The following is a 15970-nucleotide window of genomic DNA, read 5'->3' on the forward strand; positions in this document are numbered from 1 at the left end:
ATGTTGGGAAAATTAACACTTGATGCGGTTCCGTACCACGAACCGATCATCATGGTCACCGTAGCCGCAATTATCGTCGGGGGCCTGGCAGTGCTGGCGCTGCTGACGTATTTCGGCAAATGGAAGTGGTTGTGGAGCGAATGGCTGACTTCGGTCGACCATAAAAAAATTGGTATCATGTACATCATCGTGGCGATGGTCATGCTGCTGCGCGGCTTCGCCGACGCCATCATGATGCGTAGCCAGCAGGCGTTGGCGTCCGCCGGCGAAGCCGGGTTCCTGCCGCCGCACCACTACGACCAGATCTTCACCGCGCACGGCGTTATCATGATCTTCTTCATGGCGATGCCTTTCGTGGTCGGCCTGATGAACGTCGTGGTGCCGCTGCAAATCGGTGCGCGCGACGTCGCCTTCCCGTTCCTGAACTCCCTGAGCTTCTGGTTCTTCGTGGTGGGCGTGGTGCTGATCAACATCTCCCTGGGGGTCGGTGAGTTCGCTCAGACCGGTTGGCTGGCGTATCCGCCGCTGTCGGGTAAAGAGTACAGTCCTGGCGTCGGGGTCGATTACTGGATCTGGAGTCTGCAGATTTCCGGTCTGGGTACCCTGCTGACCGGCGTGAACTTCTTCGCCACCATTCTGAAGATGCGTGCCCCTGGCATGCCTATGATGAAGATGCCGGTGTTCACCTGGGCGGCGCTGTGTACTAACGTCCTGATCATCGTTTCTTTCCCAATTCTGACCGTCACCATCGCGTTGCTGACCCTGGATCGCTATCTGGGCACCCATTTCTTCACCAATGATATGGGCGGCAACATGATGATGTACATCAACCTGATTTGGGCCTGGGGTCACCCAGAGGTGTATATCCTGGTTCTGCCGGTGTTCGGCGTGTTCTCCGAAGTCACCGCGACCTTCTCCAGAAAACGCCTGTTCGGCTATACCTCACTGGTATGGGCAACCATCGCGATCACCGTTCTGTCGTTCATCGTCTGGCTGCACCACTTCTTCACCATGGGGTCCGGCGCGAACGTTAACGCCTTCTTCGGTATCGCCACCATGATCATTTCCATCCCGACCGGGGTGAAAATCTTCAACTGGCTGTTCACCATGTATCAGGGCCGCATCAAGCTCAACTCCGCGATGCTGTGGACCGTTGGCTTCATCATCACCTTCTCCGTGGGTGGTATGACCGGCGTTCTGCTGGCGGTGCCGGGCGCGAACTTCGTGCTGCACAACAGCCTGTTCCTGATCGCTCACTTCCACAACGTCATCATCGGCGGCGTGGTGTTCGGTTGCTTCGCGGGCCTGACCTACTGGTTCCCGAAATCCTTCGGCTTCACGCTGAACGAAAAATGGGGCATCCGCGCGTTCTGGTTCTGGATCATCGGCTTCTTCACCGCCTTCATGCCGCTGTACGCATTGGGCTTTATGGGCATGACCCGTCGTATCAGCCAGAACATCAACCCTGAGTTCCACCCTCTGCTGCTGGTTGCAGCCGGCGGTGCGGCGCTGATCGCCTGCGGCATCCTGTGCCAGCTGACCCAGATCTTCGTCAGTATCCGTGACCGCGAACAGAACCGCGATCTGACCGGTGACCCATGGGGTGCTCGTACTCTGGAGTGGTCAACTTCGTCTCCACCGCCGTTCTATAACTTTGCCGTAGTACCGCAGATTCATGACCGTGACGAGTTCTGGGACATGAAAGAAAAAGGCGAAGCCTATAAGAAACCGGCTAAATACGAACCGATTCATATGCCTAAGAACACCGGCGCCGGCGTTATCATCGCCTTCTTCAGCCTGGTATTCGGTTTCGCAATGATTTGGGAAATCTGGTGGATGGCTCTGGCTGGCTTCATCGGTATGATCGTTGTCTGGATCGGCAAGAGCTTCGATCACGATGTTGACTACTATGTGCAGGTTGATGAAATCGAGCGCATTGAGAACCAACACTACGAACAAATCCGTAAAGCAGGCGTGAACCATGTCAACTGAAACTCTGACCAATCATAACGCAGCCCATGCAGAGCATGGGCACCACGACGCGGGTGAGACCAAGGTCTTCGGATTCTGGATCTACCTGATGAGCGACTGTATTTTGTTTGCGAGCTTGTTCGCGACTTATGCAGTCCTGGTGAACGGGACCGCGGGCGGTCCTACCGGCAAAGACATCTTCGACCTGAAGTTTGTCCTGGTCGAAACCTTCCTGCTGTTGTTCAGCTCCATCACCTACGGCATGGCGATGATCGCCATGAACAAGGGTAAAGTTGGCGGTGTAAACACTTGGTTGTTCCTGACCTTCCTGTTTGGTCTGGGCTTCGTGGCGATGGAAATCTATGAATTCCATCACCTGATCGCCGAAGGCTTCGGTCCGGATCGCAGCGCGTTCCTGTCCAGCTTCTTCGCGCTGGTCGGCACCCACGGTCTGCACGTAACTTCCGGCCTGATTTGGATCATCGTGATGATGATTCAGGTGAGCAAGTTCGGCCTGACCGCGACCAACAAAACCCGCCTGATGTGCCTGAGCCTGTTCTGGCACTTCCTGGACGTGGTCTGGATCTGCGTATTTACCGTTGTCTACCTGCTGGGGGTTATGTAATGAGCCATTCATCCCATGAAACCTCTCACGGCGGCGCAAGCCACGGCAGCGTGAAGTCATACCTGGTCGGCTTTATCCTGTCGATCATCCTGACGGTAATTCCATTTGCGATGGTAATGAACGGCACAGCCTCTCATTCCACCATCCTGGCGGTTGTTGTCGGTATGGCGGTTATCCAGGTGATTGTTCACCTGGTTTACTTCCTGCACATGAACACCTCATCGGAAGAGCGCTGGAACCTGGTGGCATTGCTGTTCACCGCTATGATCATCGGTATCGTTGTTGTAGGTTCACTCTGGATTATGTACAACCTCAACATCAATATGATGGTCGATTAAGAGCTGAGCTGCACGTGATGATTAAGCAATACCTGCAAGTCACTAAACCAGGAATTATTTTCGGCAATTTAATTTCTGTCGTTGGGGGATTCCTGCTCGCTTCCAAAGGGAGCATCGACTATCCCCTGTTTCTCGCCACCCTGGTGGGTGTCTCGTTGGTGGTCGCGTCGGGCTGTGTGTTTAACAACTACATCGACCGCGACATCGACAAGAAAATGGAGAGAACGAAGAATCGGGTGCTGGTAAAAGGCCTGATCGCGCCGAGTGTCACCCTGGTTTATGCGACCGTGTTGGGTATTGTGGGCTTCGCGTTGCTGTATATCGCGGCCAACCCGCTGGCCATGTGGCTGGCGGTGATGGGCTTCGTGGTTTATGTCGGCGTTTACAGCCTGTACATGAAACGCCACTCGGTCTACGGCACGCTGATCGGCAGCTTGTCGGGCGCTGCGCCGCCGGTTATCGGCTACTGCGCGGTGACCAACGAGTTCGACGCCGGCGCGTTGATCTTGCTGGCTATCTTTAGCCTGTGGCAGATGCCGCATTCTTATGCGATCGCTATCTTCCGCTTTAAAGATTACCAGGCGGCCAACATTCCGGTGCTGCCGGTGGTGAAAGGCATTTCCGTCGCCAAGAACCACATCACGGTCTACATCCTGGCGTTTATGATCGCCACGCTGATGCTGACTCTGGTGGGTTATGCCGGCTACAAATACCTGATCGTCGCTGCGGCGGTGAGCGTATGGTGGCTCGGCATGGCGCTGCGCGGTTACAAAACCGAAAACGACAGCGTCTGGGCGCGTAAACTGTTCGTGTTCTCCATCGTCGCCATCACCTCGCTGAGCGTGATGATGTCGATCGACTTCAGCGCCACGGCGGCGCCTGAAGCGCTGGTGACCTACGTTTGGTAAGCCAAATCATCTGTGAATGGGCCGCGTATGCGGCCCATTTTATTTGTCACGCCGAAAAGCGCTCGAACTGTAATATCTGTTAAACAACATTCGATTTACCCCCCCTGCCCTGCACACTAAAATGACGCAGCTTTACAGAAATCATGCCATCAGGCGCTGTCTCAACGTCTGATGGCATGGTTTTTACCGAGGTTTGATGTGAACGATAATTCAATGACCCCGCAGGAGCGCCGCGCCACCTGGGGATTGGGCACCGTATTTTCCCTGCGCATGCTCGGCATGTTTATGGTATTGCCGGTGCTGACTACCTACGGCATGGCGCTCAACGGCGCCAGCGAAGCGCTGATCGGCATCGCCATCGGCATCTACGGCCTGGCGCAGGCGGTGTTTCAGATCCCATTCGGCCTGGTGTCCGATCGCATCGGCCGCAAGCCGCTGATCGTCGGCGGCCTGCTGATCTTTGCCCTCGGCAGCGTGATCGCCGCCGTCACCGACTCTATCTGGGGCGTGATCCTCGGCCGCGCGTTGCAGGGCTCCGGCGCCATCGCCGCCGCGGTGATGGCGCTGCTCTCCGATCTGACCCGCGAGCAGAACCGTACCAAGGCGATGGCGTTTATCGGCGTCAGCTTTGGCATCACCTTCGCCATCGCCATGGTCGTGGGGCCTGTCATCACCCACGCTTTCGGCCTGCACGCGCTGTTCTGGATGATCGCCGTGCTGGCGCTGGCCGGCATTGTCATCACCTTGACGGTGGTGCCTTCCGCCGACACCCATCTGTTGAATCGCGAGTCCAGCATCGTGCGCGGCAGCTTCCGCAAAGTGCTGAGCAATTCGCGCCTGCTGAAGCTCAACTTTGGCATCATGTGTCTGCATATCCTGCTGATGTCCAGCTTCGTGGCGCTGCCGCTGGCGATGGAAAAAGCCGGGCTGGCGGCCAGCGAGCACTGGATCGTCTATCTGGTGACCATGCTGGTGTCGTTCGCTGCCGTGGTGCCTTTCATCATCTATGCCGAAAAATATCGCCGCATGAAGCAGGTATTTATGGGCTGCGTGGCGGTGCTGTTCTGTGCCGAAGTGCTGCTGTGGCTCTCCGGCATGCACCTGTGGGGCATCATCGCCGGCGTGCAGCTGTTCTTTATGGCCTTCAACGTGATGGAAGCCATTCTGCCTTCGCTGATCAGCAAAGAATCACCGGCCGGCTACAAAGGCACGGCGATGGGGGTCTACTCCACCAGCCAGTTTATCGGCGTGGCGATCGGCGGCAGCCTTGGCGGCTGGCTTTACGGTTTGCAGGGGGCAGGCTTGGTGTTTATCGCCGGCGCCGTATTGGCTGCAGTCTGGTTCCTGGTCAGCAGCACGATGAAAGAGCCGCCGTATGTCAGCAGCCTGCGCATTACGCTGTCGGAACTGGCGGTGAAGGATTCGGCGCTGGAAAGCCGCCTGAAGGCGCAGCCCGGCGTGGCCGAGGCGATCGTGGTGCCGGAGGAGCGCAGCGCCTACGTCAAGGTGGATACCAAGCAGACCAATCGCGGTCAGCTGGAAGCGCTGGTCAATTCGCTGTAAAGAATCAGGGCCGGCAATGCCGGCCCTGTAGAGATTAATCGCGGAAGTTCTTGAACTGGAACGGCTGCCCCAGATCGCCGCCGCGCACCAGCGCCATCACGCTCTGCAAATCGTCGCGCGACTTGCCGGTCACCCGCACTTCTTCGCCCTGGATCTGCGCCTGCACCTTCAGCTTGCTGTCTTTGATCAGCTTGACGATTTTCTTCGCCACGGTGGTTTCAATCCCCTGCTTCAGCTTGGCTTCCACGCTGTAGGTTTTACCGCTGTGGGTAAATTCTTCCGGGATCTCCAGCGCGGCGCCGTCGATGCTGCGCTTGCTCAGCTTTTCGCGCAGAATGTCGAGCAGCTGCTGCACCTGGAAATCAGACTCGGTGGCAACCTTGATGCTTTGGTCTTTCTCGTTTAGCTCAAAACTGGCCGGCACGTTGCGAAAATCCCAGCGGGTACCGAGATCGCGGGTGGCGTTCTCAACGGCGTTACGCACTTCCTGCATATCAATTTCGGAAACGATGTCGAAAGATGGCATACTTCTTCCTCCTGAATGAGTGCCTAATAGCTTAGGCGATTTTGATGCCGAGCATGATAACCGCTTTACCGCCTCAGACAAAATCTGCTGAACGCACGCAGGGATAGCGCTTCGGGCTGCCATAAAGCCTATAGTTAATTCACGGTAATTGAGCGGTATTCCCGTGTTTCCAAGGAGACTGAATGAAAATAACCATTCTTGGTTGCGGCGCGCTCGGACAACTGTGGCTCTCCCGGCTGTATCAGCAGGGCCACGATGTACAGGGATGGCTAAGAGTGCCTCAGCCTTTTTGCGCCGTGAACGTGATAGAGCCGGAAGGCGTCTCGTTCAATCGCAATCTGCCCACCAACGATCCGGAGCATCTGGCGCAAAGCGAGCTGCTGCTGGTGACGCTGAAAGCCTGGCAAGTGTCCAGCGCGGTCAGCGCGCTGCTGCCGAAGCTTAACCCCCAGTGCGCCATCTTGCTGCTGCACAACGGCATGGGCACTCAGGAGGAGCTGCCGCCGAACAGCCAGCCCATTCTGCAGGGCACCACCACCCACGCCGCGCGCCACGAAGGCAGCACCATTATTCACGTCGCCACCGGCATCACCCACATCGGGCCGACCTCGCCGGCCGCCCAACGCCTCAGCCACCTGGCGGAAGTGCTGCATCAGGCGCTGCCCGACGTCGCCTGGCACAACAACATCGCCTCGGCCAACTGGCGCAAGCTGGCGGTCAACTGCGTGATCAACCCGCTGACGGCGCTGTACGGCTGCCGCAACGGCGATCTGCAGCGCTACCCGGAGCAGATCGAAACGCTGTGTCGTGAAGTCGCCAGCGTGATGGCGATGGAGGGTTACCACACCTCCTGCGAAGGCCTGATGCAATATGTCATGGACGTGATCCACAGCACCGCCGACAACGTTTCGTCGATGCTGCAGGATATCCGCAGCCAGCGGCACACCGAGATCGACTACATCACCGGCTACCTGCTGCGCCGCGCGCGCAGCCACGGCCTCACGCTGCCGGAGAATGCGCGGCTGTTTGAACTGATTAAACGAAAGGAAAATGAATATGAGCGTATCGGCGCTGGTCTGCCTGGCACCTGGTAGTGAAGAAACCGAAGCCGTCACCGCCATCGATCTGCTGGTGCGGGCGGGCGTAAAAGTCACCACCGCCAGCGTTGCCGGCGACGGCGAGTTGACTATCGTCTGTTCGCGCGGCGTCAAACTGCTGGCCGATGCGCCGCTGGTGGCGATCGTCGATGAGCCTTTCGACGCCATCGTGCTGCCCGGCGGCCTGAAGGGGGCGGAATGCTTCCGCGACAGCCCGCTGCTGGTGGAAAAGGTGCGGCAAATGCACCTGCAGGGCAACATCGTCGCCGCCATCTGCGCAGCGCCTGCGCTGGTGCTGCAGCACCACGATCTGTTCCCGGTCGGCAACATGACCGGCTTCCCGGGCCTGAAAGACCAGATACCGGCGGATAAATGGATGGAACGCCGCGTGGTGTACGACGCTCGCGTTAACCTGCTCACCAGCCAGGGGCCGGGTACCGCAATGGAGTTTGCGCTGAAACTGATCGATCTGCTGCTTGGCAAGGCCAAGGCGGCGGAGATCGCCGCGCAGCTGGTGTTGATCCCTGGGATGTACGATTTCCGCGACTGAACGATTTGCCGATAAAAAAAGGGCTGAACACCGGTTCAGCCCTTATCGTTTATGGCGCTCCACGCGTTACGGGCGATAAACCTTCACGTTGCTGAAACCCTGCTCCAGCAGGTACAGCGCCTGCAGACGGCTCATCACGCCGCGCTCGCAGTACAGCAGATAGGTTTTGCTCTGATCCAGATCGCCGAACTGGGTGCTCAGCTTGTAGAACGGCAGCGCTTTCACTTCAACCTGTTCCAGCTGCAGCGGCTTCTCTTCCTGTTCGTCGTTGGAACGGATATCCAGGATCACCTCGTCGGCACCGAAGGCCGCGACGGTTTCCACCTCGGTCACCTGCTCCTGCGCCTGCTCGGCGATAGAGCGAATATCGACGTTCTTGGCCTCGCTCACCACCCGATCGAGAATGCTGAAATCGAAGTGGCTCTCTTCCTCTTCAATCTTGGCCTTGACGGCTTTCACCGTCGGGCTCTTCGAAATCACGCCGCAATATTCCGGCATGGTTTTGGCGAAGTCTTCAGTGCCGATTTCGCGCGCCAGCTTGATGATGTGCTCTTTATCGTGCGAAATCAGCGGACGCAGGATCAGGGTGTCGGACGCGTTATCGATCAGACGCAGGTTGGTCAGCGTCTGGCTGGAGACCTGCCCCAGCGCCTCACCGGTCACCAGCGCCTGCACGCCGTAGCGTTCGGCCACTTGCGAAGCGGCACGCACCATCATGCGCTTGAGCACCACGCCCATCTGACCGTCGTCGACTTTCTCCAGGATCTCACCCACCACCGGCTCGAAGTCGATGGCGACGAAGCGCACCTTGTGCGAGCTGGCGAAGCGATTCCACAGATAATGCGCCACCTGCTTCACGCCGATCTCGTGCGCGGCGCCGCCCAGGTTGAAGAAGCAGAAGTGCACGCGGCAACCGCGACGCATCAGCATATAGCTGGACACGCCCGAGTCGAAACCGCCGGAAATCAGCGACATCACGTCTTCCTGGGTGCCGACCGGGTAACCGCCGATGCCTTCGAGACGGCGTTTGACCAGCATCAGCTTGTCGTCTTCGATCTCCAGGTTTACCGTGACCTGCGGGCGGGTCAGGTTAACGCGCGCGCTCTCGATATGCTGATTCAAACCGCCGCCGACGTAGCGCTCCACGTCCTGCGAGTTGAACGCCTGCTTGCCGCGGCGCTTGACGCGCACGCAGAAGGTTTTGCCTTCCAGCTGGGCGCGGTAGGCTTCCAGCGTCTGCTCGAAGATGTGGTGGATATCGGTATAAGCACGATCTTCCACTTCCAGAATATGGTGGATGCCGGGAATGCGCGTCAGCGCGTCGGCAATGATCGGCCGCTGGTTTTCATCTTTGGCGCGAACTTCGATATGATCCCAGTGACGGACGACCGCCAGCGTTTCATCATACTGCTTCAGGACGTTGCGAATATTGGTCGAGAGAATCTTGATAAAGCGCAAGCGCACAGATTGGCTCTTGATGGTGATTTCCGGGAACAATTTAATGATAAACTTCATGGCGGTCTTTGTTGTCAGATAAGAATTACGGCGCGGAGTATATCACCATATCGCCGTGCTCTGCGCACAAAACCACACATGAGCGCCATGATTTGCTAATCAAGATCCGCTAGGATAGGCTCTGGCGCCACGGTTCACATGATGACGTAAAAAGAAAATTATGCCGAAAAAACCAGCACAATCAGCCAGTACAGAGCAAACTGCCAGCTTTGAAAGCGCCCTCGGCGAGCTGGAAAGCATCGTGACGCGTCTGGAGTCAGGCGAACTGCCGCTGGAAGACGCGCTGAACGAATTCGAACGCGGCGTGCAGCTGGCGCGTCAAGGCCAGCAAAAACTGCAGCAGGCGGAACAGCGTGTGCAGATACTCCTTAACGACAGCGCCGATGACGCGGCGCTGGCGCCTTTCACACCGGATGCCGAGTAACCGACATGTCTGAGATCGCCCCATCGGCCGCTTTTGCCGATCAATTGCAGATGTTCCGCCAGCGCGCCGATCGCGCGCTGCTGGATTTCATCGCCCCGCTGCCGTTCAATGACGGCAACATGGTGGCGGCGATGCGTCACGGCGCCTTACTGGGCGGCAAGCGCCTGCGCCCGTTCCTGGTGTACACCACCGGCCAGATGTTCGGCGTGTCGCTGACCAACCTGGACGCGCCGGCGGCGGCGGTGGAATGCATTCACGCCTACTCGCTGATCCACGACGATCTGCCGGCGATGGACGATGACGATCTGCGCCGCGGCCAGCCGACCTGTCACATTAAATTCGGCGAAGCCAACGCTATCCTGGCCGGCGATGCGCTGCAAACGCTGGCATTTTCAATCCTGGCCGATGCCGAGATGCCCGACGTGGCGCTGCGCGATCGGCTGGCGATGGTCTCCGAACTGGCGAGCGCCAGCGGCGTAGCCGGCATGTGCGGCGGCCAATCGTTGGATCTGGAAGCCGAAGGCAAGCACGTCGACCTGCAGGCGCTGGAGCAGATCCACCGCCACAAAACCGGCGCATTGATCCGCGCGGCGGTGCGACTGGGCGCGCTGAGCGCCGGCGAAGCCGGACGAGCGGCGCTACCGCAGCTGGATCGTTACGCCGCTGCGGTCGGCCTGGCGTTCCAGGTGCAGGATGACATTTTGGACGTTGTCGGCGAAACTGAGAAAATCGGCAAGCGCCAGGGAGCGGACCAACAACACGGAAAGAGTACCTACCCGGCGTTACTCGGGCTTGACAGCGCGAAAGCAAAAGCGTGGGATCTCTATCAGGAAGCATTAGCTGCATTAGACACTTTGGCAGCGCAATCTTATAACACAGCGCCATTGCGAGCGTTAGCCAGCTTCATTATTGAACGCGACAATTAACGTGTGACGTTAACTCCTCTGATATGAGTATCGAATGAGTCTTGATATAGCCAAATACCCAACCCTGGCGCTAGCGGAAAACCCCGAGGAACTCCGTTCGCTGCCCAAAGAGAGCTTGCCGAAGCTGTGCGATGAGCTGCGGCAATACCTGCTGAACAGCGTCAGTCGTTCCAGCGGCCACTTTGCCTCCGGGCTGGGTACCGTCGAACTGACGGTGGCGTTGCATTTCGTCTACAACACGCCGTTCGATCATCTGGTGTGGGACGTCGGCCACCAGGCCTACCCGCACAAAATTCTGACCGGTCGCCGCGACCGCATCGCCACTATCCGGCAAAAGAACGGCCTGCACCCCTTCCCGTGGCGCGCCGAAAGCGAATACGACGTGCTGTCGGTCGGCCACTCGTCGACCTCGATCAGCGCCGGCCTCGGCATGGCGGTGGCGGCGGAGCGTGAGGGCAAGGGCCGCCGCACGGTGTGCGTGATCGGCGACGGTGCCATCACCGCCGGCATGGCGTTCGAAGCGATGAACCACGCCGGTGACATCAACCCGGACATGCTGGTGGTGCTGAACGACAACGAGATGTCGATCTCGGAAAACGTCGGCGCGCTGAACAACCATCTGGCGCAGCTGCTGTCCGGCAAACTTTACTCCACCCTGCGCGAAGGCGGCAAAAAAGTGCTGGCCGGCGTGCCGCCGATCAAGGAGCTGGTGAAACGCACCGAAGAGCACCTGAAAGGCATGGTGGTGCCTGGCACGCTGTTCGAAGAGCTGGGCTTCAACTACATCGGCCCGGTAGACGGGCACGACGTGCAAGGGCTGGTCGCCACGTTGAAAAACATGCGCGATCTGAAAGGCCCGCAGCTGTTGCACATCATGACCAAGAAAGGCCGCGGTTACGCGCCGGCGGAAAAGGACCCAATCAGCTTCCACGCGGTGCCGAAGTTCGATCCCGCCAGCGGCACGCTGCCGAAAAGCGCCGGCGGTCTGCCGACCTATTCGAAAATCTTCGGCGACTGGCTGTGTGAAACCGCCGCCAAAGACAGCTCGCTGATGGCGATCACCCCGGCGATGCGCGAAGGCTCCGGCATGGTGCAGTTCTCCCGCGACTATCCGCAGCAGTACTTCGACGTAGCGATCGCCGAGCAGCACGCGGTCACCTTCGCCGCCGGGTTGGCGATCGGCGGCTACAAGCCGGTGGTGGCGATCTACTCCACCTTCCTGCAGCGCGCCTACGATCAGTTGATCCACGACGTGGCGATCCAAAACCTGCCGGTGATGTTCGCCATCGATCGCGGCGGCATCGTCGGTGCCGACGGCCAGACCCACCAGGGGGCGTTTGATCTGTCGTTCATGCGCTGCATCCCGACCATGGTGATCATGACGCCGAGCGACGAGAACGAATGCCGCCAGATGCTGTATACCGGCTATCACTACAATGCCGGCCCGAGCGCCGTGCGTTATCCGCGCGGCACCGGTACCGGCGCGGCGCTGGAGCCGCTCAGCCTGCTGCCGATCGGCAAAGGCGTGGTGCGCCGCCAGGGGGAAAAGATCGCCATTCTCAACTTCGGCACCCTGCTGCCGGAGGCCGCGCAAGCGGCGGAAGCGCTCAACGCCACGCTGGTCGACATGCGCTTCGTCAAACCGCTGGACGAGCAGCTGGTGCTCGAACTGGCTGCCAGCCATGAAACGCTGGTCACGCTGGAAGAGAACGCCATCATGGGCGGCGCCGGCAGCGGCGTCAACGAACTGCTGATGGCCAAACGCCGTCCGGTGCCGGTGCTGAACCTCGGCCTGCCGGACAGCTTCGTCTCGCAGGGCACCCAGGAAGAGCTGCGCGCCGATCTGGGGCTGGACGCCGCCGGCATTCAGCGCCAAATCGAAACCTGGCTGGCGCAGTAATCGCCGCCCGCGCCTGAAAAAACGCCTCCGCTCCCGGGGGCGTTTTCGTTTCAGCCCTCCGGGATCCGCGCTACAGTTACTGTCTGAGTTGTGAATGGGAGGCAAGCATGAAGTACCTGAAACTGGGCAACACCGATCTTAACGTCTCGCGCATCTGTCTGGGTTGCATGACCTATGGCGAACCGAACCGCGGCAATCACGCCTGGACGCTGCCGGAAGAGAGCAGCCGCCCGCTGCTGAAACAGGCGCTGGAAGCCGGCATCAACTTTTTCGACACCGCCAACAGCTATTCCGACGGCAGCAGCGAGGAGATCCTCGGCCGGGCGCTGCGCGACTATGCCCGGCGCGAAGACGTGGTGGTCGCCACCAAGGTCTATTTCCCGCTGAGCAATCTGAAGCGCGGTTTATCGCGCGCCAACATCATGCAGTCCATCGACGACAGCCTGCGGCGCCTGGGCACCGACTATGTCGATTTGCTGCAGATCCACCGCTGGGATTACGAAACGCCGCTGGAAGAGACGCTGGAAGCGCTGCACGAGGTGGTGAAAGCCGGTAAGGCGCGTTACATCGGCGCCTCCTCGATGTACGCCTGGCAGTTCGCCAAGGCGCTGTACACCGCCGATCTGCACGGCTGGACGCGCTTCGTCAGCATGCAAGATCAATACAACCTTATCCAGCGCGAAGAAGAGCGCGAAATGCACCCGCTGTGCGCCGCCGAAGGCATCGCCGTGCTGCCGTGGAGCCCGCTGGCGCGCGGCCGCCTGACCCGCCCCTGGGGCGAAACCACCGCGCGGCTGGTTTCCGACCAGTTCGGCAAGAGCCTGTATGAGGAAACCGAAGGCATCGACGCCATCATCGCCGAACGCGTCGCCAGCCTCGCCGAAGAACGCGGCGTCTCGCGGGCGCAGATCGCACTGGCCTGGCTGCTGAACAAACCGGCGGTCAGCGCGCCGATCGTCGGCGCCTCGCGCAGCGAACAGCTGGACGACGCCATCGCCGCGGTCGATTTGAGTTTGTCACCGCAAGAGGTGGCAGAACTGGAGACGGCTTACGTGCCGCATCGGGTGACGGGGTTTGAATAAAGAGTAGCGGGCGCGAAACACCGCGCCCGTCTGTCAGAACAACCCGATCGGCCAGTGGTGCCCAATCAGGTAGATGATGCCGGCGGACAACACGCCGGCGATGATGTCGTCGACCATGATGCCCATGCCGCCATGCACGTTGCGATCGAACCAGCGGATCGGCCACGGCTTCCACATGTCCAAAATGCGGAAGATGACGAAACCGGCGGCGACCCAGCGCCAGTCGTTGACCGGCAGCGCCATCAGCGTGATCCACATGCCGACGAACTCATCCCAGACGATGCTGCCGTGATCGTGCACCTTCATGTCTTTCGCCGTGCGATGGCAAATATAGACGCCGATGCAGATGCTGAACATCACCGCCAGCGAGTAGAGCTGCCACGGCAGTTGGATCAGCAACAGCCAGAACGGGATCGCCGCCAGCGATCCCATGGTGCCCGGCATGATCGGCGACAAACCGCTGCCGAAGCCGGTGGCCAGCAGGTGCCACGGATTGCTCATCCGCAGCCGACGCTTGGCTTCATCCATGGTTGCCCGGCTCCGCATTGAAATGGTCGAACCCGACCCAGTCCAGCTCCACCGCCTCGTCGTTGCGATAATAGCGAATGCCTTCAGACAGCGGGCCAATCTGGCCGATACAGGTGTAGTCGGCCCCGAGATGGCTCAGCGCCACTTCCAACGCGCCGCGGTTGATTTCCGGCACGGTGAAGCACAGCTCGTAATCTTCGCCGCCCGCCAGCGCCCAACGCAGCGCCTGCTCGGCATCCGCGTGGCTGCTCAGCGCCTGCGACATCGGCAGCTCGTCCAGCACGATGCGTGCGCCACAGTCGCTGGCCTTCAGGATGTGTTTCAGATCGGAGATCAGGCCGTCGGAGATGTCGATCGCCGAGCTGGCCAGATCGCGCAGCGCCTGCCCCTGCAACACCCGCGGCTGCGGGCGCAGATGGCGAGCGATCAGGTAATCGCGCGCCGCCGTATCCGTCACCGCCAGACGATCCTGCAGGATCGCCAAACCGGCGGCGCTGTCGCCCAGCGTGCCGGTCACGTAGATCCAGTCGCCGATGCGCGCACCGCTGCGGGTCAGCGCCCGGCCGGCCGGGATCAGCCCCTGAATGGTCAAGGTCATGCTCAGCGGGCCGCGCGTGGTATCACCGCCGATCAGCTGCATGCCGTAATAGTTGAGCTGATCGAACAGGCTGTCGCTGAAGGCCTTCAGCCAGGGTTCGTCCACCTCCGGCAGCGTCAGGGCCAGCGAAAGCCACGCAGGATCGGCGCCCATCGCCGCCAGATCGCTGAGATTGACCGCCAGTGCTTTGTAACCAAGATCGGCCGGATCGATGTCCGGCAGGAAGTGAATGCCCGCCACCAGCGTATCGGTACTGACGGCCACCAGCTGTTTTTCCGGCACTGCCAGCAGTGCGCAGTCATCTCCAATGCCCAACTGTACATCCCGGCGCACGCGCTTAAACCGGTCAAAATAGCGGGCAATGAGGTCAAATTCGCCGCATGCCATATCGATATTCCACTAGAAGAAATTAAGGCCGGGGATACCGGCCTTAATGTTTTACTTTTTCTTGCGAAGGGTTGGCGCTACTTTATCCAGCACCCCGTTCACAAACTTGTGGCTGTCTTCCGCACCGAAGGTTTTCGCCAGTTCGATCGCTTCGTTGATCGCCACCTTGTAAGGGACATCCTCGCGCATTTTCAGTTCAAACAGCGCGACGCGCAGCACTGCGCGCTCCACCTGGCCCAGCTCTTCGAGCTGACGCGACAGGTATGGCGCCATCAGTTCGTCCAGCATACCTGCATTCACTGCCGCGCCGGACAGCAACTCGCGAAAATAGGCGACGTCAACATCTTTGACATCCTGCTCCGTCAGGAACTGGTGTTCAACATCGGCAAGGTCGTTTTTAGACAACTGCCAAGAGTAAAGCGCTTGAACAGCGCACTCACGAGCGCGGCGACGAGCAGCAGGTTTCACGGAATTCCCCTTAACTAAATTCAGGCTTTAATAGCTTTGATAACATTAATCATTTCAAGTGCGGTCAGCGCAGCTTCAGCGCCTTTGTTGCCCGCTTTGGTGCCGGCGCGTTCGATCGCCTGTTCGATGCTTTCGGTAGTCAACACGCCAAAGGCAACCGGGATTTCGGCATTCATCGCAACGTTGCCGATGCCGGAGCTGGCTTCGCCCGCCACATATTCGAAGTGCGCGGTGCCCCCACGGATAACGGTGCCCAGCGCGATAACCGCGTCGTATTTGCCGGTTTTGGCCAATACGCTCGCCGTCAACGGCAGCTCGTAAGCGCCCGGGACCCAGACAACGGTGATGTTGTCGTCAGCAACCTGACCAATGCGTTTCAGCGCGTCGATGGCACCTTCCAGCAGGCTGTCGTTGATGAAATTGTTAAAACGTGCAATTGCGATCGCCACACGGGCATTTGGAGTAGCAACAACACCTTCGATAACTTTCATGGGCTTTCCTTAAAAATGGGTTCAATACCCCGCAGGGGGGCGGATTCTATCATATTCTTTCATCGCCTGCGCG

17 protein-coding genes are annotated in these 15970 nt (G+C 59.4%); 11 read left to right on the forward strand and 6 right to left on the reverse strand.

Annotated elements, in window-relative coordinates:
- The 5 genes from cyoB (at nucleotide 1) to ACRAWE_RS14750 (ending at nucleotide 5405) form a co-directional block, all read left to right on the forward strand.
- On the forward strand, nucleotides 1-1992 hold the full coding sequence (gene cyoB / locus ACRAWE_RS14730; protein ID WP_004940366.1) for a cytochrome o ubiquinol oxidase subunit I: 1992 nt from the start codon (nucleotides 1-3) through the stop codon (nucleotides 1990-1992).
- Nucleotides 1982-2596, forward strand: coding sequence for a cytochrome o ubiquinol oxidase subunit III (locus tag ACRAWE_RS14735; protein WP_154747581.1), 615 nt, complete (start codon nucleotides 1982-1984; stop codon nucleotides 2594-2596). Before cyoB ends, ACRAWE_RS14735 begins: the two co-directional genes overlap by 11 nt.
- Nucleotides 2596-2934 (forward strand): cytochrome o ubiquinol oxidase subunit IV, encoded by a 339-nt coding sequence (locus tag ACRAWE_RS14740; RefSeq protein ID WP_019454195.1) that lies wholly within the window; start codon nucleotides 2596-2598, stop codon nucleotides 2932-2934. Before ACRAWE_RS14735 ends, ACRAWE_RS14740 begins: the two co-directional genes overlap by 1 nt.
- Nucleotides 2935-2951: 17 nt before the next feature.
- Entirely contained in the window at nucleotides 2952-3842 is an 891-nt protein-coding gene (gene cyoE / locus ACRAWE_RS14745; RefSeq protein WP_019454196.1) for a heme o synthase, read from the forward strand.
- 198 nt (nucleotides 3843-4040) lie between these two features.
- Nucleotides 4041-5405: an MFS transporter gene (locus ACRAWE_RS14750; protein ID WP_063918841.1), complete on the forward strand. Its 1365-nt coding sequence runs from the start codon at nucleotides 4041-4043 to the stop codon at nucleotides 5403-5405.
- A gap of 34 nt (nucleotides 5406-5439) precedes the next feature.
- Here ACRAWE_RS14750 and ACRAWE_RS14755 read toward each other — a convergent pair whose 3' ends face one another.
- Complete coding sequence (locus ACRAWE_RS14755) at nucleotides 5440-5931, reverse strand: YajQ family cyclic di-GMP-binding protein (RefSeq protein ID WP_019454198.1); 492 nt, start codon at nucleotides 5929-5931, stop codon at nucleotides 5440-5442.
- 182 nt (nucleotides 5932-6113) lie between these two features.
- On the opposite strand from ACRAWE_RS14755, the gene panE reads away from it, so the two are divergent.
- Entirely contained in the window at nucleotides 6114-7025 is a 912-nt protein-coding gene (gene panE, locus ACRAWE_RS14760) for a 2-dehydropantoate 2-reductase (RefSeq protein ID WP_432525522.1), read from the forward strand.
- Nucleotides 6988-7578: a protein deglycase YajL gene (yajL, locus tag ACRAWE_RS14765; protein WP_063918839.1), complete on the forward strand. Its 591-nt coding sequence runs from the start codon at nucleotides 6988-6990 to the stop codon at nucleotides 7576-7578. Before panE ends, yajL begins: the two co-directional genes overlap by 38 nt.
- A 66-nt stretch (nucleotides 7579-7644) precedes the next feature.
- Here the strand turns inward: yajL and thiI are convergent, their stop codons facing one another.
- On the reverse strand, nucleotides 7645-9093 hold the full coding sequence (thiI, locus tag ACRAWE_RS14770) for a tRNA uracil 4-sulfurtransferase ThiI (RefSeq protein WP_004940377.1): 1449 nt from the start codon (nucleotides 9091-9093) through the stop codon (nucleotides 7645-7647).
- A 160-nt stretch (nucleotides 9094-9253) separates the two neighbouring features.
- Between thiI and xseB the strand changes: the two genes are divergently transcribed.
- From xseB to ACRAWE_RS14790, 4 genes are all read left to right on the forward strand, one after another.
- Complete coding sequence (xseB, locus tag ACRAWE_RS14775) at nucleotides 9254-9517, forward strand: exodeoxyribonuclease VII small subunit (RefSeq protein ID WP_015376838.1); 264 nt, start codon at nucleotides 9254-9256, stop codon at nucleotides 9515-9517.
- A 5-nt stretch (nucleotides 9518-9522) separates the two neighbouring features.
- Nucleotides 9523-10443, forward strand: a complete 921-nt coding sequence (ispA, locus tag ACRAWE_RS14780) for a (2E,6E)-farnesyl diphosphate synthase (protein WP_019454202.1) — start codon at nucleotides 9523-9525, stop codon at nucleotides 10441-10443.
- Between the two features lie 34 nt (nucleotides 10444-10477).
- A complete protein-coding gene (gene dxs / locus ACRAWE_RS14785) occupies nucleotides 10478-12343 on the forward strand; it encodes a 1-deoxy-D-xylulose-5-phosphate synthase (protein ID WP_055316790.1) in 1866 nt (621 codons plus the stop codon).
- Nucleotides 12344-12450: 107 nt separating this feature from the next.
- On the forward strand, nucleotides 12451-13425 hold the full coding sequence (locus tag ACRAWE_RS14790; RefSeq protein WP_154747578.1) for an aldo/keto reductase: 975 nt from the start codon (nucleotides 12451-12453) through the stop codon (nucleotides 13423-13425).
- Between the two features lie 33 nt (nucleotides 13426-13458).
- Here the strand turns inward: ACRAWE_RS14790 and pgpA are convergent, their stop codons facing one another.
- Genes pgpA through ribH form a run of 4 tightly spaced genes read right to left on the reverse strand, consistent with a single transcriptional unit; the run spans nucleotide 13459 to nucleotide 15897 of the window.
- Nucleotides 13459-13953, reverse strand: a complete 495-nt coding sequence (gene pgpA / locus ACRAWE_RS14795) for a phosphatidylglycerophosphatase A (RefSeq protein ID WP_019454205.1) — start codon at nucleotides 13951-13953, stop codon at nucleotides 13459-13461.
- A complete protein-coding gene (gene thiL, locus ACRAWE_RS14800; RefSeq protein ID WP_019454206.1) occupies nucleotides 13946-14938 on the reverse strand; it encodes a thiamine-phosphate kinase in 993 nt (330 codons plus the stop codon). The genes pgpA and thiL overlap by 8 nt, the downstream gene beginning before the upstream one ends.
- Before the next feature lie 51 nt (nucleotides 14939-14989).
- The gene (gene nusB, locus ACRAWE_RS14805; protein WP_004940384.1) at nucleotides 14990-15406 is read right to left on the reverse strand and encodes a transcription antitermination factor NusB; all 417 of its coding nucleotides are present in this window, start codon (nucleotides 15404-15406) and stop codon (nucleotides 14990-14992) included.
- Nucleotides 15407-15426: 20 nt separating this feature from the next.
- Nucleotides 15427-15897 carry a 6,7-dimethyl-8-ribityllumazine synthase gene (gene ribH / locus ACRAWE_RS14810; protein ID WP_004940385.1) on the reverse strand — a complete coding sequence of 157 codons (471 nt, stop codon included), beginning with the start codon at nucleotides 15895-15897 and terminating at the stop codon, nucleotides 15427-15429.
- Between the last annotated feature and the right edge of the window lie 73 nt (nucleotides 15898-15970).

This window comes from Serratia sp. BFP-2025 (assembly GCF_050880365.1).
GTDB classification, from domain to species: domain Bacteria; phylum Pseudomonadota; class Gammaproteobacteria; order Enterobacterales; family Enterobacteriaceae; genus Serratia; species Serratia surfactantfaciens.